Here is a 15,268-nt window from a genome sequence, read left to right as displayed (position 1 = left end):
TTTTGGGCTGGTGATTGCCTCAAGGCGTCATGGAAAGCATAATATGCGCCCTTTAGTTATCAAGACTTGGAAGGTAAAGCCGTGACTCAAGCCCAATTCGAGCAGTGTCTGGAAAGCTGGACGGATCGCGAAGCGACCGCTGAAGCCATGATTCCCCTGATCGGTCGCCTGTACCGTGAACATAACGTGGTGACGTCCATCTATGGTCGTGGCCTGGTTAATCGCTCGGTTATCAGTTTGCTGAAGTCGCATCGCTTCGCTCGCCAGATCGACGACACCGAGCTGTCAGTGCACGACACCTTTCCGGTGGTTAGCGCGTTGCTGGATCTCGAGCTGGGGCCTGCCTCAATTGACCTGGCGCGCCTGGTAAACAAGTTCCGCGAGAGTGGTGGTGAGGATCTGGATGCCTTCCTGCGTGCCGAGTTGAGCAGTGTTATCGGTCATACCGGCGAGCGTCGCCAGGGTCGTGATGTCGTGCTTTACGGTTTCGGCCGGATTGGTCGTCTGTTGGCGCGTATTCTGATCGAAAAAGCGGGTGTAGGTGATGGTCTGCGGCTGCGCGCCATTGTTGTGCGTAAGGGTGCCGAAAACGATCTTGCAAAGCGTGCTAGTCTGCTGCGTCGTGACTCCGTGCATGGTTCTTTCCAGGGCACTATCACCATTGACGAAGAGAATAATACGCTGACGGCCAACGGCAATCAGATTCAGGTTATTTACGCTAGCGACCCGGCCAGCATCGACTACACCAGCTATGGTATTGAAGATGCGCTCATCGTTGATAACACCGGTGTGTGGCGCGATGAAGCTGGTCTGTCACAGCACCTTCAGTGCAAGGGCGCGAGCCAGGTTGTGCTGACGGCGCCAGGTAAGGGTGATCTGAAGAATATCGTTCACGGTATCAATCACGCGGCCATCACGCCCGAAGATAAAATTGTGTCTGCTGCGTCCTGTACAACCAATGCCATTGTGCCGGTACTCAAGGCAATCAATGACAAGTACGGTATCGTTAATGGCCACGTAGAGACTGTTCACTCTTACACCAATGACCAGAACCTGATCGATAACTTCCACAAGGGTAACCGTCGTGGCCGTAGTGCTGCGTTGAACATGGTTATCACTGAAACCGGTGCAGCCAAGGCCGTTGCCAAGGCGCTGCCTGAGCTTGAAGGCAAATTGAGCGGTAACGCGATTCGCGTGCCTACCCCCAACGTCTCTATGGCCATTCTTAACCTGAATCTGGAAAAGTCGACCAATCGTGACGAGGTGAATGAATACTTGCGCGATATGGCGCTGCACTCTGACTTGCACAAGCAAATCGATTTCACCAACTCGGTAGAGGTGGTGTCATCCGACTTTGTTGGTTCGCGTCATGCTGGCGTGGTCGATGCTGAAGCCACTATCTGTAATGACAATCGCGTCATTCTTTACGTGTGGTATGACAACGAGTTTGGCTATAGCTGTCAGGTCGTTCGCATTCTGGAAGATATGGCTCACGTTAATCCGCCGGCTTTCCCGGCCTGATTGACTGGGTAATGCAAAAAAGGCGCTGCGGCGCCTTTTTTGTTGCCTGCTGCTCGCTGACTTCAGTTCAGTAGTGCGGTGCGAAGCTCATCAGACAGGCCGTTTGGGTTTAGCCATATCCCCAGATAGGCTTCGGCCAGTTGTCGGTCGTCGGACTCGAACGTTGCCTTTCCGTTGTGACGAAGTATCAGCTTGCCTGTGGTTGTTCTGGTCAAGCTGTAACGGTCGCCGTCGCTGATATCGCTTAAGGTTGAATGTAACTCGTCAATATTGGGTTTTAGTTGTGCCAACGCGTTTTCATCGTATTGTCTTTTCAGTGCTGTCCAGGCGGCTTTTATCACGTCTTGGCGTTTAATGGACCGGTAATAGGAGAGCTCCAGGCGCAGTGGCGCATCGCCAGGCAATAGCCGGTTGAGCTCGGCGTCGTCTGGCGCGTAGAGCGCAGCGCTGTATACATCCACAAACAGGTATTCAAGCAGATGTTGATTGCGCAACGGTAATACCTGGTTACTGTTTTCCAATGCCACGCTCTCAGTGAATTCGCTCTGGCTGTTAGGGGCGCTGTCAGCATAGGCTGTGGCTGGTAGCAGAAGGGCGGCAAGCAGCAGGGCTTGTGGTCGCATGCGGTTTCTCCATTTTGTATTGGGATACGCTAGTCTAGAGCAGAGTAGGGTGGTCGCGGTGTGCTTGGTCATAGATTTCATCAATGCAGGCTATTAAAAACCCGAAAAAACCAAGGGGCCGAGTAGCAATGGTGGGGCAGGAACTTTATACTTAGCGGGATTTTTGATGGGGGTTTGCTGCTACCTCGCCCTGATTTAGTGTCTGTTGCCAAGAGCCATTCCGCCAGAGCTTGTTGTGCTCCGCACGGGCAGCCCGCCCTTAAAGATTCCAAACTAGTGATTAGGCTATTCGTATGATAAAAATCAAACGGGGCTTGGATCTGCCAATCACCGGCTCTCCCGAGCAGCGCATCGATGACGCTCGTCAGGTACGCAGCGTCGCAGTAGTAGGCTTCGATTACCAAGGTATGAAGCCCACTATGGAAGTGCGCGAGGGAGATCGGGTCAAGCTGGGTCAGATCCTGTTCAGTGATAAAAAAACGCCTGGTGTCATCTTTACTGCACCCGCAGCGGGTGTGGTTAGTGCTATCAATCGTGGCGATAAGCGTGTGTTGCAGTCGGTTGTCATTGATGTTGAGGGTGACGAAGCCGTTACTTTCGATTCCTATGATGCCGATAAACTGGCTTCACTTGATCAGCAAGTGGTGCGTGATCAACTGATCAGCTCGGGCCTGTGGACTGCTCTGCGTACCCGGCCTTATAGCAAAACCCCTGCAGTGGACAGTAAGCCAAGTTCGATTTTTGTCACTGCGATGGACACCAATCCACTTGCCGCCGATCCGGCTGTCATTATCAAGCAACATGCCGCCGATTTTGAGACTGGCCTGAAAGTGCTTTCTCGCTTGGGTAAGGTGTGGCTATGCAAAGCTGAAGGCGCAAGCATACCTGGCGAATCTGTCTCCGGTGTCAGCACTGAGAGCTTTGCCGGTCCGCACCCCGCCGGTTTGCCTGGTACGCATATCCACAACCTGGATCCGGTCAACGAAGTTAAAACGGTTTGGCAGATTAACTACCAGGACGTAATAGCCTTTGGTGTGCTCTTTTCCCAAGGCAAGATCTGGACTGACCGCTACGTCGCGCTTGCTGGCCCTCAGGTCGAGAAACCCCGTTTGCTGAAAACCCGTCTTGGCGCCAATCTGGACGAGTTGACCGCAGGTGAGCTGACTCCGGCCAATAATCGGGTGATTTCCGGTTCCGTCTTTGGCGGTCGCATGGCTCGTGGTCCGGTCTGCTATCTGGGTCGCTTCCACTCTCAGGTATCGGTGTTGAAAGAAGGCGATGAACGTCAGCTTCTTCACTACCTGCGAGCGGGCAAGAACAAGCACTCAGTGCTCAACATCTTTGTCTCCAAGCTGTCACCTTCGCGCCTGTTCAACTTTGATACCAGCACCAACGGCAGTCCGCGCGCCATGGTGCCAGTGGGTAACTATGAGATGATCATGCCGCTGGACATCCTGCCGACTCAGCTGCTTCGTTATCTGATCGTAGGTGATACCGAGATGGCGCAAAAACTCGGCTGCCTGGAGTTGGATGAAGAGGATCTGGCTTTGTGTAGTTACGTTTGTGCCGGTAAGTACGAATACGGCCCGATTCTGCGGGATAACCTGACTCGCATTGAGAAGGAGGGTTAAGTCATGGGTGTACGTGCATTCCTCGACAAAATAGAACACAACTTCGAAAAGGGCGGCAAGCACGAAAAGTGGTATGCCCTGTACGAAGCCGTTGATACCTTCTTCTATCGTCCAGGCAGCGTCACCAAGACGACTGCTCACGTGCGAGATGGTCTCGACCTCAAGCGCATGATGATTACCGTATGGCTTTGTACCTTTCCGGTCATTTTCTTCGGTATGTACAACATTGGTTATCAGGCCAACAGCATCTATGCAGGCAATGCAGATTTGCTGGCGGCACAGGATAACTGGCGTATTGCGCTGATCTCGCTGTTTGCCGGCTTTAGCCCCGACAGCCTGTGGGACAACCTGATCCACGGCGCGGCTTACTTTCTGCCAGTGTATGCAGTGACCTTTCTGGTCGGCGGCTTCTGGGAAGTTGTCTTTGCATCCGTGCGTAAGCACGAAGTCAATGAAGGCTTTTTCGTTACCTCCATCCTGTTCGCCCTGATCGTACCGCCCAGCATTCCGCTGTGGCAGGTGGCGCTCGGCATCAGTTTTGGTGTGGTTATCGGTAAGGAAGTCTTCGGCGGTACGGGTAAGAACTTCCTTAACCCGGCGCTGACTGGCCGAGCGTTCCTGTTCTTCGCCTACCCGGCGCAGATGTCGGGTGACGCAGTATGGACGTCAGTCGATGGTTTTGCTGGCGCGACCGCGCTGAGCATGGCGGCGTCAGGCGGTATCGATCAGGTCGTTGCGCAGGGCATTACCTGGTGGGATGCCTTCTACGGCAACATTCAGGGTTCAATGGGTGAGGTCTCCACGCTGGCCATTTTCATTGGCGGCGCAGTGCTGCTGATGACCAAAATCGCCAACTGGCGGATCGTTGCTGGTGTGATGATTGGTATGGTTGCTACCAGCCTGCTGTTCAACGCTATCGGTTCGGATACCAATCCGATGTTCTCGGTGCCCTGGTATTGGCATCTTGTGGTGGGCGGTTTTGCCTTCGGTATGATTTTCATGGCGACTGATCCGGTGTCTGCGTCGATGACCAATACCGGCAAGTGGATGTTTGGCGCGTTGATAGGTTTGATGGTTATCCTCATTCGGGTGGTCAACCCGGCCTTCCCTGAAGGGATGATGCTGGCAATCCTGTTTGCCAACCTGTTCGCTCCGCTCATCGACCACTTTGTGGTCCAGGCCAATATCAAACGGAGGCTTGCACGCAATGTCCAGTAAGAAAGAATCCGTTCTCCGCACTCTTACGGTTGCGCTTCTGGTCTGCCTGGTTTGCTCTGTCGTGGTGTCTGCCGCTGCGGTAGCACTTAAGCCAGTTCAGGTAACCAACCAGTTGCAGGATAAGCAGCGCAACATTTTGCAGATCGCCGGCCTATATAAGGAAGGTGTCAGTGTTCAGGATCAGTTCAAGCAGATCACTCCGCGTCTGGTTGATCTGCGTACTGGCGAATTTAGCGATGCCAGGGATCCGCTGACCTTCGATCAGCAGAAAGCATCCAAGGACCCGGCGACCTCTGAGCGTCTGGATCCTGAAGCTGATATCGCCAGTATTCGTCGTCAGTCGTACTATTCCACGGTATATGTGGTTGAAGACGAGCAGGGCGAGATCGAAACGCTGATCCTGCCGATTCACGGTTATGGTCTCTGGTCTACCCTGTACGGTTTCATGGCGCTGGAAAGCGATCTGAAGACCGTCGTTGGTCTGGGCTTTTACCAACACGCCGAGACCCCCGGTCTGGGCGGTGAGGTAGACAACCCGAACTGGAAGAAACAGTGGACTGGCAAAGTGGTTTATGACGAGTCTGGCGACGTTGATATCAGCGTCATCAAGGGCGGCGTAGACAGCAATAGTCCGAATGCCGAGCATCAGGTTGATGCATTGGCCGGTGCGACCCTGACCAGTCGGGGCGTAGAAAACCTGGTGCGCTTCTGGCTGGGTCAAGACGGCTTTGGCGAGTTCCTCGATCATCTTCGCGCAGGGGAGGCATAATCATGGCTAAGGCAAGCGCCAAACAGGTGCTCTTTGATCCCATTTTCAGTAATAACCCGATTGCGCTGCAGATACTGGGTATCTGCTCTGCGCTGGCGGTCACCACCAGTCTTAACGTTACCCTGGTTATGTGTATCGCTTTGACCTCGGTAACCGCGCTGTCAAACCTGTTTATCTCTGTGGTCCGCAACCAAATCCCCAGCTCGATTCGCATGATCGTGCAGATGGTGATTATTGCATCACTGGTAATCGTGGTAGATCAGGTGCTGAAGGCCTATGCCTACAGCATCAGCAAGCAGCTGTCGGTTTTCGTTGGCTTGATCATTACCAACTGTATTGTGATGGGCCGCGCTGAAGCCTTCGCCATGCAGAATCCACCGCACATGAGTTTCCTTGACGGTATTGGTAATGGCCTGGGTTACAGCTTCATCCTGATCTGCGTTGCAACCGTGCGTGAATTGCTGGGTGCGGGTAGCCTGTTTGGTATCGAAATCCTGCCGGTTGTTAACGCGGGCGGCTGGTATCAGCCCAATGGTTTGTTGCTGCTGCCACCCTCGGCGTTCTTTATCATCGGTTTGATTATCTGGGGACTGCGTTCCTGGAAGACCGATCAGGTTGAAGCGCCGGAATTCAAAATGGCGCCGCAGACTCGTGCCATGAAGGAGGCTATGTAAGCCATGATTGAACATTACATAAGCCTGCTGGTTCGGGCGATCTTCGTTGAAAACATGGCGTTGGCCTTCTTTCTGGGGATGTGTACCTTCATCGCCATCTCAAAGAAGGTGCAGACGGCCATTGGTCTGGGTGTAGCGGTGGTTGTTGTACTGGCTATTACTACCCCGGCCAACAACCTGATTTACACCTACCTGCTGAAAGATGGCGCGCTTGCCTGGGCAGGCCTGCCGAATGTGGATCTGAGCTTCCTTGGCTTGCTTAGTTACATTGGTGTGATCGCTGCGATCGTGCAGATTCTTGAAATGCTGCTCGATAAATTCGTACCTGCGCTATACAACGCACTGGGCGTGTTTTTGCCGCTGATCACCGTAAACTGCGCCATCATGGGGGCATCGCTGTTCATGGTAGAGCGTGATTACGCATTCGGTGAGAGTGTGGTCTATGGCGCTGGTGCCGGTATCGGCTGGGCGCTGGCCATCATCGCCTTGGCGGGTATCCGGGAAAAGCTCAAGTACAGCGATGTACCTGATGGGCTTCGTGGCCTGGGCATCACCTTCATCACTGTTGGCTTGATGTCACTGGGTTTCATGTCCTTTTCCGGCGTGCAACTGTAAAGAGGAGCTGTAACTGATGAACATGGAAATTTTTCTGGGCGTCGGGATGTTTACAGCCATCGTGTTGTCGCTGGTTGCCGTCATTCTGATTGCTCGTTCCAAGCTGGTAAGCAGTGGCGACGTCACCATTGAGGTTAATGGTGAGCGTACAGTGACTGTGGCGGCTGGCTCGAAACTGCTGAACACCCTGTCTGCCAATGGTATTTTCCTGTCGTCCGCCTGTGGCGGCGGCGGTACATGTGCCCAGTGCAAATGTATCGTCGAAAGCGGCGGCGGTGAGATGTTGCCTACTGAGGAGTCGCACTTTACCAAGCGCGAAGCCAAGGAAGGGTGGCGCCTGTCCTGCCAGACTCCGGTCAAGCAGGATATGAAGATCGAAGTGCCTGAAGAGGTATTTGGCGTTAAGAAATGGGAGTGTACGGTCGAGTCAAATCCCAACGTCGCGACTTTCATCAAAGAGCTAACGCTGAAGCTGCCCGAGGGTGAAAACGTCGACTTCCGCGCCGGTGGCTATGTACAGCTGGAGTGCCCACCGCACACCGTGAACTACAAGGATTTCGATATTCAGCCGGAATTCCGCGGTGACTGGGACAAGTTTGATCTTTGGCGCTATGTTTCAAAGGTTGATGAAACGGTTATTCGTGCCTACTCGATGGCTAACTATCCGGAAGAGCGCGGTCTGGTTAAATTCAACATCCGTGTGGCGTCACCGCCCCCTGGTCGTGACGATTTGCCACCGGGTCAGATGTCTTCCTGGGTCTTTAGCCTTAAGCCTGGCGATAAGGTCACTGTGTATGGACCCTTCGGTGAGTTTTTTGCCAAGGATACCGATGCAGAGATGGTCTTCATCGGTGGTGGCGCGGGTATGGCGCCTATGCGCTCGCACATTTTTGATCAGCTCAAACGTCTGCATTCCACCCGCAAGATCTCATTCTGGTACGGCGCGCGCTCCTTGCGTGAGGCTTTCTACGTTGATGAGTATGACCAGCTGGCTGAAGCCAACCCGAATTTCGAGTGGCATTTGGCGCTGTCTGATCCCTTGCCGGAAGACAACTGGGACGGTCCTACGGGCTTCATTCACAATGTATTGCTTGAGAACTATCTGAAGGAGCACCCCGCTCCGGAAGACTGCGAGTTCTATATGTGTGGGCCGCCTATGATGAACGCATCCGTGGTCAAAATGCTGCAGGATCTGGGTGTTGAACCTGAGAATATTCTGCTTGATGACTTTGGCGGTTAATATGCCCCGTTGCGTTACCTGGCCCGTTATAGCTGTTGCTCTGGCAACAGCCCTAACGGGCTGTTTCAATTCTGTTGACCCGGTTTCCGAGATGTACGGCGCTACCATGGGTAGCACCTATTCGATCAAGTGGGTTCCGTCAGAACAGTCGCCCGAACCCGAAGTGCTTCAGGAAGAGATCGAAGCTATGTTTGCTCGCTTTGATAGCGAGGCATCAAACTGGCGCCACGATTCGGACCTGGCTCGGTTCAATGCGGCTGCAGCTAATACCTGCATGCCAATGCCAGAGTCGGTATTGGATATGGTCCGCTTGTCCGATCATCTCTACAGCGACAGTGAGGGCTCCTTCGATATTACGGTGGCACCATTGCTTAAGCTCTGGGGATTCCATGGTGGCGAACAACACCAGGTTCCTGATCCCGAGCATTTGCAGCAAGTAATGGCGGAGGTCGGTCAGCAGCACCTGCACATAGACGCAAACAATCAACTCTGTAAGGACGTCGCGCTTACGCTAGACATTAGCAGCGTCGGCGCCGGTTACATGGTTGATCGTGTCGTGGAACGTCTGGCGACCTACGATGTCACCAATTATATGGTGGAAATAACGGGTGAGCTAAAGGCCGCAGGCCATAAGCCTGGTAATCGCCCTTGGCGCATTGCCATCGAAGAGCCGCGAGATGATGAGCGTGTCGCGCAGATGATTCTGGCGCTGGATGGCGAAGGCGTTTCCACCTCGGGTGATTATCGCAACTATTATGAAGTGAATGGTCAGCGGTTTTCACATACTTTTGATGCCCGTTCCGGGCACCCGGTTATGCATAAACTCGCTGCGGTCACGGTCCTTGATGAATCGGCGGCTGAGGCAGATGGTCTGTCGACGCTACTGATGATCATGGGCGAGGATACTGGCTGGGATTATGCTGTTGCGCATGAAATTCCGGCGTTTTTCGTCATTCGCAAAGGGGAGGCTTTTGTGTCCAAAGGCACTCCTCAATTTAATGCTCTTGCAAAGAGCGAGGAGTAAACCATGGTTTGGCTTCTGGTGTTTCCCTTGATGCTGCTGATTGTTGCCGGTATGGCCGTTGGCGTGATGATGGGTCGAAAGCCGATCGCTGGTTCCTGCGGTGGTATAGGTGCTACTGGCTTGGATAAGTCCTGTGGTATTTGTGGTGGTGATGTCACCAAGTGCGAAGAGTCGACCGTCAATGCCGGTGTAGAACCGCGCAGCCAGGAGTTTGACCTTGCCCGAGATGCCACCAAGGTCGACTAGGGTCGGTTTGCTGTCTGTGGCATCCTCTTTACGCGTGATACAAGGAACTGAATGAATGGCTGTATATAACTACGATGTAGTGGTGCTGGGCTCAGGCCCTGCGGGTGAAGGGGCTGCGATGAATGCAGCCAAGCACGGTCGTAAAGTGGCCGTTGTGGAAGAGCGCAAGGAAGTTGGTGGTAATTGCACTCACCTGGGCACTATCCCGTCAAAAGCGTTGCGTTATTCGGTCAAGCAGATCATTCAGTTCAACACCAATCCCATGTTTCGCGCGATTGGCGATCCCCGCTGGTTCCCCTTTCCGGATGTGTTGAAAAGTGCGGAAAAAGTCATGGCCAAGCAGGTTGCATCGCGCACCAGCTATTACGCGCGCAACCGAGTGGACGTATTCTTCGGTAAGGGTAGCTTTGCCGATGAGCATACAATCGAACTGGTCAACAACACCGGTGTAGTAGAAAAGCTGATCGCCAAAGAGGTTATTGTCGCCACTGGCTCACGCCCTTATCGTCCCGCCGACGTAAACTTTGGTCATCCACGTATCTATGATAGCGATACCATTCTGCGCTTGAACCACACTCCTCGTACCCTGATCATCTATGGGGCAGGGGTTATTGGCTGCGAATACGCGTCGATTTTTTGCGGTTTGGGTGTAAAGGTGGATTTGATCGACAACCGTGAGCGGCTACTTAGCTTTCTGGATGACGAGATATCCGATGCATTGAGTTATCACCTGCGTAACAGCAGCGTGCTGATTAGGCATAACGAAGAATACGAAAAAATAGAAGGCACCGATAACCGGGGTGTGGTGTTACACCTCAAGTCTGGCAAAAAGCTCAAAGCTGATGCGTTGCTCTGGTGTAACGGTCGTACCGGCAACACCGACAGCCTGGGTCTTGAGAATATCGGTCTACATCCAAATGGTCGTGGCCAGCTTAGTGTTGACGAGAACTACCGTACGGCAGTACCTAATATTTACGCGGTTGGTGATGTTATCGGCTGGCCCAGCTTGGCGAGTGCGGCTTTTGACCAGGGTCGCTCTGCTGCCGGCAATATTGTCAGCAACGATGCATGGCGTTTTGTTGATGATGTGCCTACTGGGATTTATACCATCCCGGAAATCAGCTCTTTGGGCAAAACTGAACAAGAGTTAACGGCGGAGAAAGTACCCTACGAAATTGGTCAGGCCTTTTTCAAGAGTATGGCGCGCGCCCAGATCAGTGGTGAGCCAGTAGGTATGCTGAAGATTCTCTTCAATAGAGACACGCTGGAGGTGTTAGGTATTCACTGTTTTGGCGACCAGGCATCAGAGATTGTGCACATTGGTCAGGCAATCATGAGCCAGAAGGGCGAAGCCAACAGCATCAACTACTTTGTTAATACCACCTTCAACTACCCGACCATGGCTGAAGCCTATCGGGTAGCTGCCTTGGACGGCCTCAATCGGCTGTTCTGATCTAGCGCCTGGCCTCAGGCGCTACGTTCAAACAACCTGGTCGCCCGGGCTGGGTAGTCGGTAATAATGCTGTCGACTCCCATGTCGGCGAGTTTCAGCATTTTCGCTTCTTCATTTACCGTCCACACTGACACATGCAGTCCAGCCTGCTGTGCTCGCTCGACGCGTTCGGCTGTGCATAATTTCCAGTTCAGAATAAGGTGGCTGCAGCCATAACGCTTGGCGGCTTTTACGGGATTGAGTAATGCGTACTCTTCTACCAGGCCGGTAGGCAGGTTAAAGCCCGATGCTTTGGCGTATTTCAATAGTGTTCGGCTGCTGGAGGTGATGACCACCTTATCCTGCAACTGATAGCGCTCGACCAGTTCCTTTACCGCTGCCAGAACAATACGTGACTGCCGCACGGAACCGCTCTTAACTTCCAGTTGATAATGCTGCATCTGCGGAAAGCGACTGAATAGCTGATCAAGACTGGGTATAGGGCAGCTTTCTGCCCAACCGGGGATGGCCCGTCGCGCATCCATCTGCATCAGGTCTGCTGCATTGTGCTGAGCTACTTTGCCCCGTCGGCCGGTGGTGCGTTTCAGGGTCGGGTCATGAATCACCATTAGTTGCTGGTCTGCGGACAGGTGCAGATCAAGCTCTACGCGGGTCACGCCGGTGTCGAGTGCTTTCTGAAAGCTGGGCAGGGTATTTTCCGGAGCTTCGCCGCGTGCACCGCGATGCCCATATATCAGTGGTTTCAAATCAGGGCGCCTTTGCTGAATGCTGACGTACGCTATCAATAACCTTGCTGTATTCGAAATAGACGCTAAAGCCGTTGTAGTCCCAGCGGGTAATTGGCGGCTGGCCGACGGCTGCGTGGCGGGTTACAGGTTCACCCCAGCCGCGTCTGACAGCGTCAAAGGTGGCTCCACGCTGCGGTAGGGGGCTGGCCTGAGTGCTGTTCTGTTCGCCTACCGGAATGCGCAGGGTGTCTGCGTGTAGCGTTGTGATGGTCAGGGTGCTGCTAAGCAATAGCAGGGTATAAGCGAGGCTTTTCATTCTGAATTCCTTTCGGTCGATTTGGCTGCGCGTATTTCCTGCGCCTGTTTTTGCAATATGTGCCTTGCCAGCAACTGTCGTTGTGCGTCGGTGAGTACATCGAAGTTGACTGCCAGGGTCCAACCTTCGTTCCTGTCGTTACGGTCACAGCGCAAGACGCGGACCGGCAGGGCAAGCCCTAAAGGCGCGGGCAGCAGAATCATACGCAAGGCAAGCCAGGAGTCGACGGGGTATGCTTCGCTCGACTCGAATGACAGGCCTCCCTCGCTGATAGTGACGTCCATTGGCTCACCGAAGTCGCCAGAGAGCTCTATAGCAAGGGTTTTGCCAAGTAGATCCATGCGTTTGTTGATGATCTTGAGATACTGGGCCAGTGCCCGGTCACGCTCAGAAATCTGCCGCAACAGATGTTGCGATTCGTAGTCGAGCAAGTGCATCTCAGTGAGTAGATCAAAGAGCACGCCATGTTGACTGCCCAAGTCCGCATCAGGCCCATCGATTGGTTTGAAATCCAGTACCATCTGATCTTGGATGCGAAAGAACTCACGCTTATCTTCATTGTCTGTTTGCATGGCTTATCTCGTTTGGCGCCGCACCAGCGCTGACCAATGGCTGCAGTTCAGTGTAACATGTCGCTCAAAATTCACCGGCTGAGCCCGGCTTATAAGGTAACCTGCTTTTCATGTTCAGACCCTTACCCTTTTTTATTGGATTGCGCTACACGCGGGCCAAGCGCCGTAACCACTTTATCTCCTTCATATCACTGATTTCCATGCTGGGTCTTACCCTCGGCGTAATGGTCATGATTTTGGTTCTGTCGGTGATGAACGGCTTTGATCGAGAACTGCGGACGCGCATTCTCGGCATGGTGCCGCACGCAACCATCAACGGCTACCAGCCGATCAGTGATTGGCAGTCGTTGTCGGACAAGTTGATTGCTAACCCAAAGGTAGTCGCGACCGCGCCCTTTATTCAGCTGCAGGGCATGCTGACGCACGATGGCAGTGTAGCCCCTGTGCTGGTCACCGGGGTCGAGCCGGAGGCGGAGAAAACGGTTTCCATTATCGAAAACCATATGCAGAGCGGCTCACTGGATAACCTGACTGCCGGGGATTTTGGCATCGTGATCGGCGAGCTGATTGCCAAGCGATTCAATGTCGAGGTCGGGGATAAGCTGACGTTCGTACTTCCCGAAGCCTCGGTCACGCCAGCCGGTGTTTTCCCGCGTTTGAAGCGCTTCACCGTGGCCGGTGTATTCAAGGTCGGCGCCGAGCTGGATAGCTCGCTGGCGATGATCAACCTGGATGATGCAGCCAAGCTGAATCGTTGGCAGCCGGGACAAGTACAGGGTGTACGTATCAAACTGGATAACCTGTTTGAGGCCCCCAGGGTTGCCTGGGATCTGGTCTCTCAGCTACCGGGCGACTATTACGCGCAGGACTGGACTCGTACGCACGGCAACCTGTTTGCAGCGATCAAGATGGAGAAGACCATGATTGGTCTGTTACTCATGCTGATTGTTGCGGTAGCGGCATTCAATATTATCTCCACCCTGGTGATGGTGGTAACCGACAAGAAGGCAGATATCGCTATTCTGCGCACCCTGGGTGCTACGCGCCTGTCGATCATGGGTATTTTCATGGTTCAGGGCTCGGTAATCGGGGTGGTTGGCACGCTGAGTGGTTGTGTACTGGGGGTACTTGCTGCCTTGAATGTATCGCAGGGCGTTGCCTGGCTTGAGCATACCCTGGGCATTCAGTTCCTCAGCTCCGATGTTTACTTCATCAGTTACCTGCCTTCGGAGCTAATCTGGAGTGATGTTTTGATTATCTGTGGTGCGGCACTCAGCCTGAGCTTCCTGGCCACCCTTTATCCCGCCTGGCGGGCATCGCGAACCGAGCCAGCGGAGGCCCTGCGTTATGACTGATGTCGTTCTTGAGTGTCGTAACCTGAGTAAGGAATACGCCGTTGGCCCGCAGCGTCTGCGGGTGCTGGATCAGGTGCATTTTTCTTTGCATCGTGGCGAGCGTATTGCCATCGTCGGCAGTTCTGGCTCGGGTAAAACGACCCTGCTAAATATGTTGGGTGGTCTGGATACGCCAAGCGAAGGCGAGGTGTGGTTGGCTGGGCAGCAGCTGTCTGCCATGCAGGAAACCCAGCGTGGTCGACTGCGAAATGCAGATCTTGGCTTTGTTTACCAATTCCATCATCTGTTGGCCGAGTTCAGCGCTCTGGAAAACGTGTGTATGCCCTTGCTGATTGGCAAGACACCCATTGCGCAAGCTCGCAAGCGGGCGCAGGCGATGCTGGAGCGTGTTGGTTTGGCTGAAAGGGTCACGCACAAGCCAGCGGAATTATCCGGTGGTGAGCGTCAGCGGGTCGCTATTGCGCGAGCTCTGATCAACGAGCCCGCCTGTGTCCTGTTGGACGAGCCGACCGGTAACCTGGATCAGCATACCGCGGAAAGTATTCAGCAGCTCATGCTGGAACTCAGTCAAACACTGCGCACCGCCTTCCTGGTGGTTACCCACGATTTGGCCCTGGCAGGTCAGATGGATCGTATTTTTACGCTGAAGAAAGGGCAGCTCTGCGAGCAGCCTTGATCAAGACTGGTGACGGCGTCGCATTTTGCGCCGTTGCCAGTTGCGTGACACCCACCATCGCCAATACAACATGGTCAGGCAATAGCCCAGTGCGGCTACGATGCTGGCCACCAGCAATGATCCCAGCAGTAGCGGCTGCCAGATATGGTGTAACTCAGCCATTAACCAGTTGACCGATAACTCCATCGGCATGATGCGCTCCGGTGCGCCCAGAAGCAGCGTGCCGACTTTGTATTGCGCGTAGAAAATGGGGGGCATGGTGACCGGGTTAGTCAGCCAAACCAGGCTGATGGAGATGGGCAGGTTGGAACGCGCTAGAACGGCTATAGCGGCCGCCAGGAGCATTTGCAGTGGAATCGGTATTAGCGCCACAAAGAGGCCGACTGCCATTGCCCGCGCGACGCTATGGCGGTTGAGGTGCCAGAGATTCGGATCGTGCAGCAGGTTGCCCATGAATCGCAGGGACTTGCTGCCCTTGATCCTATCTGGATGGGGCATCAGGCGTTTGAATAGACGGCGAGGCATCTCAGGGTTTCGGCTACTGTGGCGTGCGCCAATTATGCATGGAATGTCGGACGGGGACTACTGTCTGGCAGCATAGTCGATT

General features: G+C 53.9%; 17 protein-coding genes. 12 read left to right on the top strand and 5 right to left on the bottom strand.

The annotated features are described in order from the left end of the window. Positions 1-81: 81 nt before the first annotated feature. Entirely contained in the window at positions 82-1,521 is a 1,440-nt protein-coding gene (locus H4J77_RS03330) for a glyceraldehyde-3-phosphate dehydrogenase (protein WP_123889859.1), read from the top strand. A 62-nt stretch (positions 1,522-1,583) separates the two neighbouring features. Here the strand turns inward: H4J77_RS03330 and H4J77_RS03325 are convergent, their stop codons facing one another. Then, positions 1,584-2,144 carry a chalcone isomerase family protein gene (locus H4J77_RS03325; RefSeq protein ID WP_158611274.1) on the bottom strand — a complete coding sequence of 187 codons (561 nt, stop codon included), beginning with the start codon at positions 2,142-2,144 and terminating at the stop codon, positions 1,584-1,586. Positions 2,145-2,437: 293 nt separating this feature from the next. On the opposite strand from H4J77_RS03325, the gene H4J77_RS03320 reads away from it, so the two are divergent. The 9 genes from H4J77_RS03320 (at position 2,438) to sthA (ending at position 11,014) form a co-directional block, all read left to right on the top strand. After that, entirely contained in the window at positions 2,438-3,775 is a 1,338-nt protein-coding gene (locus H4J77_RS03320) for a Na(+)-translocating NADH-quinone reductase subunit A (protein WP_123889857.1), read from the top strand. A 3-nt stretch (positions 3,776-3,778) separates the two neighbouring features. Then, positions 3,779-4,993: an NADH:ubiquinone reductase (Na(+)-transporting) subunit B gene (locus H4J77_RS03315; RefSeq protein ID WP_123889856.1), complete on the top strand. Its 1,215-nt coding sequence runs from the start codon at positions 3,779-3,781 to the stop codon at positions 4,991-4,993. Then, the gene (locus H4J77_RS03310; RefSeq protein ID WP_123889855.1) at positions 4,983-5,762 is read left to right on the top strand and encodes a Na(+)-translocating NADH-quinone reductase subunit C; all 780 of its coding nucleotides are present in this window, start codon (positions 4,983-4,985) and stop codon (positions 5,760-5,762) included. The genes H4J77_RS03315 and H4J77_RS03310 overlap by 11 nt, the downstream gene beginning before the upstream one ends. 2 nt (positions 5,763-5,764) lie before the next feature. Then, entirely contained in the window at positions 5,765-6,436 is a 672-nt protein-coding gene (locus H4J77_RS03305; RefSeq protein ID WP_092284471.1) for an NADH:ubiquinone reductase (Na(+)-transporting) subunit D, read from the top strand. Positions 6,437-6,442: 6 nt separating this feature from the next. Further along, on the top strand, positions 6,443-7,051 hold the full coding sequence (gene nqrE, locus H4J77_RS03300; protein ID WP_123889904.1) for an NADH:ubiquinone reductase (Na(+)-transporting) subunit E: 609 nt from the start codon (positions 6,443-6,445) through the stop codon (positions 7,049-7,051). Positions 7,052-7,064: 13 nt separating this feature from the next. Further along, the gene (gene nqrF / locus H4J77_RS03295) at positions 7,065-8,291 is read left to right on the top strand and encodes an NADH:ubiquinone reductase (Na(+)-transporting) subunit F (RefSeq protein ID WP_177412339.1); all 1,227 of its coding nucleotides are present in this window, start codon (positions 7,065-7,067) and stop codon (positions 8,289-8,291) included. 106 nt (positions 8,292-8,397) lie between these two features. Beyond that, positions 8,398-9,315 carry an FAD:protein FMN transferase gene (locus H4J77_RS03290; protein ID WP_235869729.1) on the top strand — a complete coding sequence of 306 codons (918 nt, stop codon included), beginning with the start codon at positions 8,398-8,400 and terminating at the stop codon, positions 9,313-9,315. Positions 9,316-9,318: 3 nt separating this feature from the next. After that, a complete protein-coding gene (nqrM, locus tag H4J77_RS03285) occupies positions 9,319-9,561 on the top strand; it encodes a (Na+)-NQR maturation NqrM (protein ID WP_123889852.1) in 243 nt (80 codons plus the stop codon). 55 nt (positions 9,562-9,616) lie between these two features. Beyond that, the gene (sthA, locus tag H4J77_RS03280; RefSeq protein ID WP_123889851.1) at positions 9,617-11,014 is read left to right on the top strand and encodes a Si-specific NAD(P)(+) transhydrogenase; all 1,398 of its coding nucleotides are present in this window, start codon (positions 9,617-9,619) and stop codon (positions 11,012-11,014) included. Between the two features lie 14 nt (positions 11,015-11,028). On the opposite strand, the gene H4J77_RS03275 is transcribed toward sthA, so the two are convergent. From H4J77_RS03275 to H4J77_RS03265, 3 genes are read right to left on the bottom strand one after another with little or no spacing between them, the layout of a single operon-like run. Further along, positions 11,029-11,760 carry a glycerophosphodiester phosphodiesterase gene (locus H4J77_RS03275; protein ID WP_235869728.1) on the bottom strand — a complete coding sequence of 244 codons (732 nt, stop codon included), beginning with the start codon at positions 11,758-11,760 and terminating at the stop codon, positions 11,029-11,031. Between the two features lies 1 nt (position 11,761). Continuing rightward, the gene (locus H4J77_RS03270; protein ID WP_123889850.1) at positions 11,762-12,058 is read right to left on the bottom strand and encodes a phosphodiesterase; all 297 of its coding nucleotides are present in this window, start codon (positions 12,056-12,058) and stop codon (positions 11,762-11,764) included. Continuing rightward, entirely contained in the window at positions 12,055-12,630 is a 576-nt protein-coding gene (locus H4J77_RS03265; RefSeq protein WP_123889849.1) for a PilZ domain-containing protein, read from the bottom strand. Before H4J77_RS03265 ends, H4J77_RS03270 begins: the two co-directional genes overlap by 4 nt. Positions 12,631-12,740: 110 nt before the next feature. Between H4J77_RS03265 and H4J77_RS03260 the strand changes: the two genes are divergently transcribed. Both H4J77_RS03260 and lolD read left to right on the top strand, forming a co-directional pair. Further along, positions 12,741-13,985, top strand: a complete 1,245-nt coding sequence (locus tag H4J77_RS03260) for a lipoprotein-releasing ABC transporter permease subunit (RefSeq protein ID WP_123889848.1) — start codon at positions 12,741-12,743, stop codon at positions 13,983-13,985. Continuing rightward, a complete protein-coding gene (gene lolD / locus H4J77_RS03255; protein ID WP_123889847.1) occupies positions 13,978-14,661 on the top strand; it encodes a lipoprotein-releasing ABC transporter ATP-binding protein LolD in 684 nt (227 codons plus the stop codon). Before H4J77_RS03260 ends, lolD begins: the two co-directional genes overlap by 8 nt. Here the strand turns inward: lolD and H4J77_RS03250 are convergent, their stop codons facing one another. Continuing rightward, positions 14,662-15,186 (bottom strand): DUF2062 domain-containing protein, encoded by a 525-nt coding sequence (locus H4J77_RS03250; protein ID WP_123889846.1) that lies wholly within the window; start codon positions 15,184-15,186, stop codon positions 14,662-14,664. Between the last annotated feature and the right edge of the window lie 82 nt (positions 15,187-15,268).

This window comes from Pseudomonas sp. 5Ae-yellow (genome assembly GCF_014077575.1).
GTDB classification, from domain to species: Bacteria; Pseudomonadota; Gammaproteobacteria; order Pseudomonadales; family Pseudomonadaceae; genus Halopseudomonas; species Halopseudomonas neustonica.
The sequence above is the reverse complement of the archived record's forward strand: the minus strand, read 5'-3'. Positions and strand labels throughout refer to the sequence as shown.

Bases quoted from the DNA above. Each gene is read 5' to 3' on its own strand.
- H4J77_RS03325 (WP_158611274.1), bottom strand. From the start codon at position 2,144: ATGCGACCACAAGCCCTGCTGCTTGCCGCCCTTCTGCTACCAGCCACA.
- H4J77_RS03320 (WP_123889857.1), top strand. From the start codon at position 2,438: ATGATAAAAATCAAACGGGGCTTGGATCTGCCAATCACCGGCTCTCCC.
- H4J77_RS03315 (WP_123889856.1), top strand. From the start codon at position 3,779: ATGGGTGTACGTGCATTCCTCGACAAAATAGAACACAACTTCGAAAAG.
- H4J77_RS03310 (WP_123889855.1), top strand. From the start codon at position 4,983: ATGTCCAGTAAGAAAGAATCCGTTCTCCGCACTCTTACGGTTGCGCTT.
- H4J77_RS03305 (WP_092284471.1), top strand. From the start codon at position 5,765: ATGGCTAAGGCAAGCGCCAAACAGGTGCTCTTTGATCCCATTTTCAGT.
- H4J77_RS03290 (WP_235869729.1), top strand. From the start codon at position 8,398: ATGGGTAGCACCTATTCGATCAAGTGGGTTCCGTCAGAACAGTCGCCC.
- nqrM (WP_123889852.1), top strand. From the start codon at position 9,319: ATGGTTTGGCTTCTGGTGTTTCCCTTGATGCTGCTGATTGTTGCCGGT.
- sthA (WP_123889851.1), top strand. From the start codon at position 9,617: ATGGCTGTATATAACTACGATGTAGTGGTGCTGGGCTCAGGCCCTGCG.
- H4J77_RS03270 (WP_123889850.1), bottom strand. From the start codon at position 12,058: ATGAAAAGCCTCGCTTATACCCTGCTATTGCTTAGCAGCACCCTGACC.
- H4J77_RS03265 (WP_123889849.1), bottom strand. From the start codon at position 12,630: ATGCAAACAGACAATGAAGATAAGCGTGAGTTCTTTCGCATCCAAGAT.
- H4J77_RS03260 (WP_123889848.1), top strand. From the start codon at position 12,741: ATGTTCAGACCCTTACCCTTTTTTATTGGATTGCGCTACACGCGGGCC.
- lolD (WP_123889847.1), top strand. From the start codon at position 13,978: ATGACTGATGTCGTTCTTGAGTGTCGTAACCTGAGTAAGGAATACGCC.
- H4J77_RS03250 (WP_123889846.1), bottom strand. From the start codon at position 15,186: ATGCCTCGCCGTCTATTCAAACGCCTGATGCCCCATCCAGATAGGATC.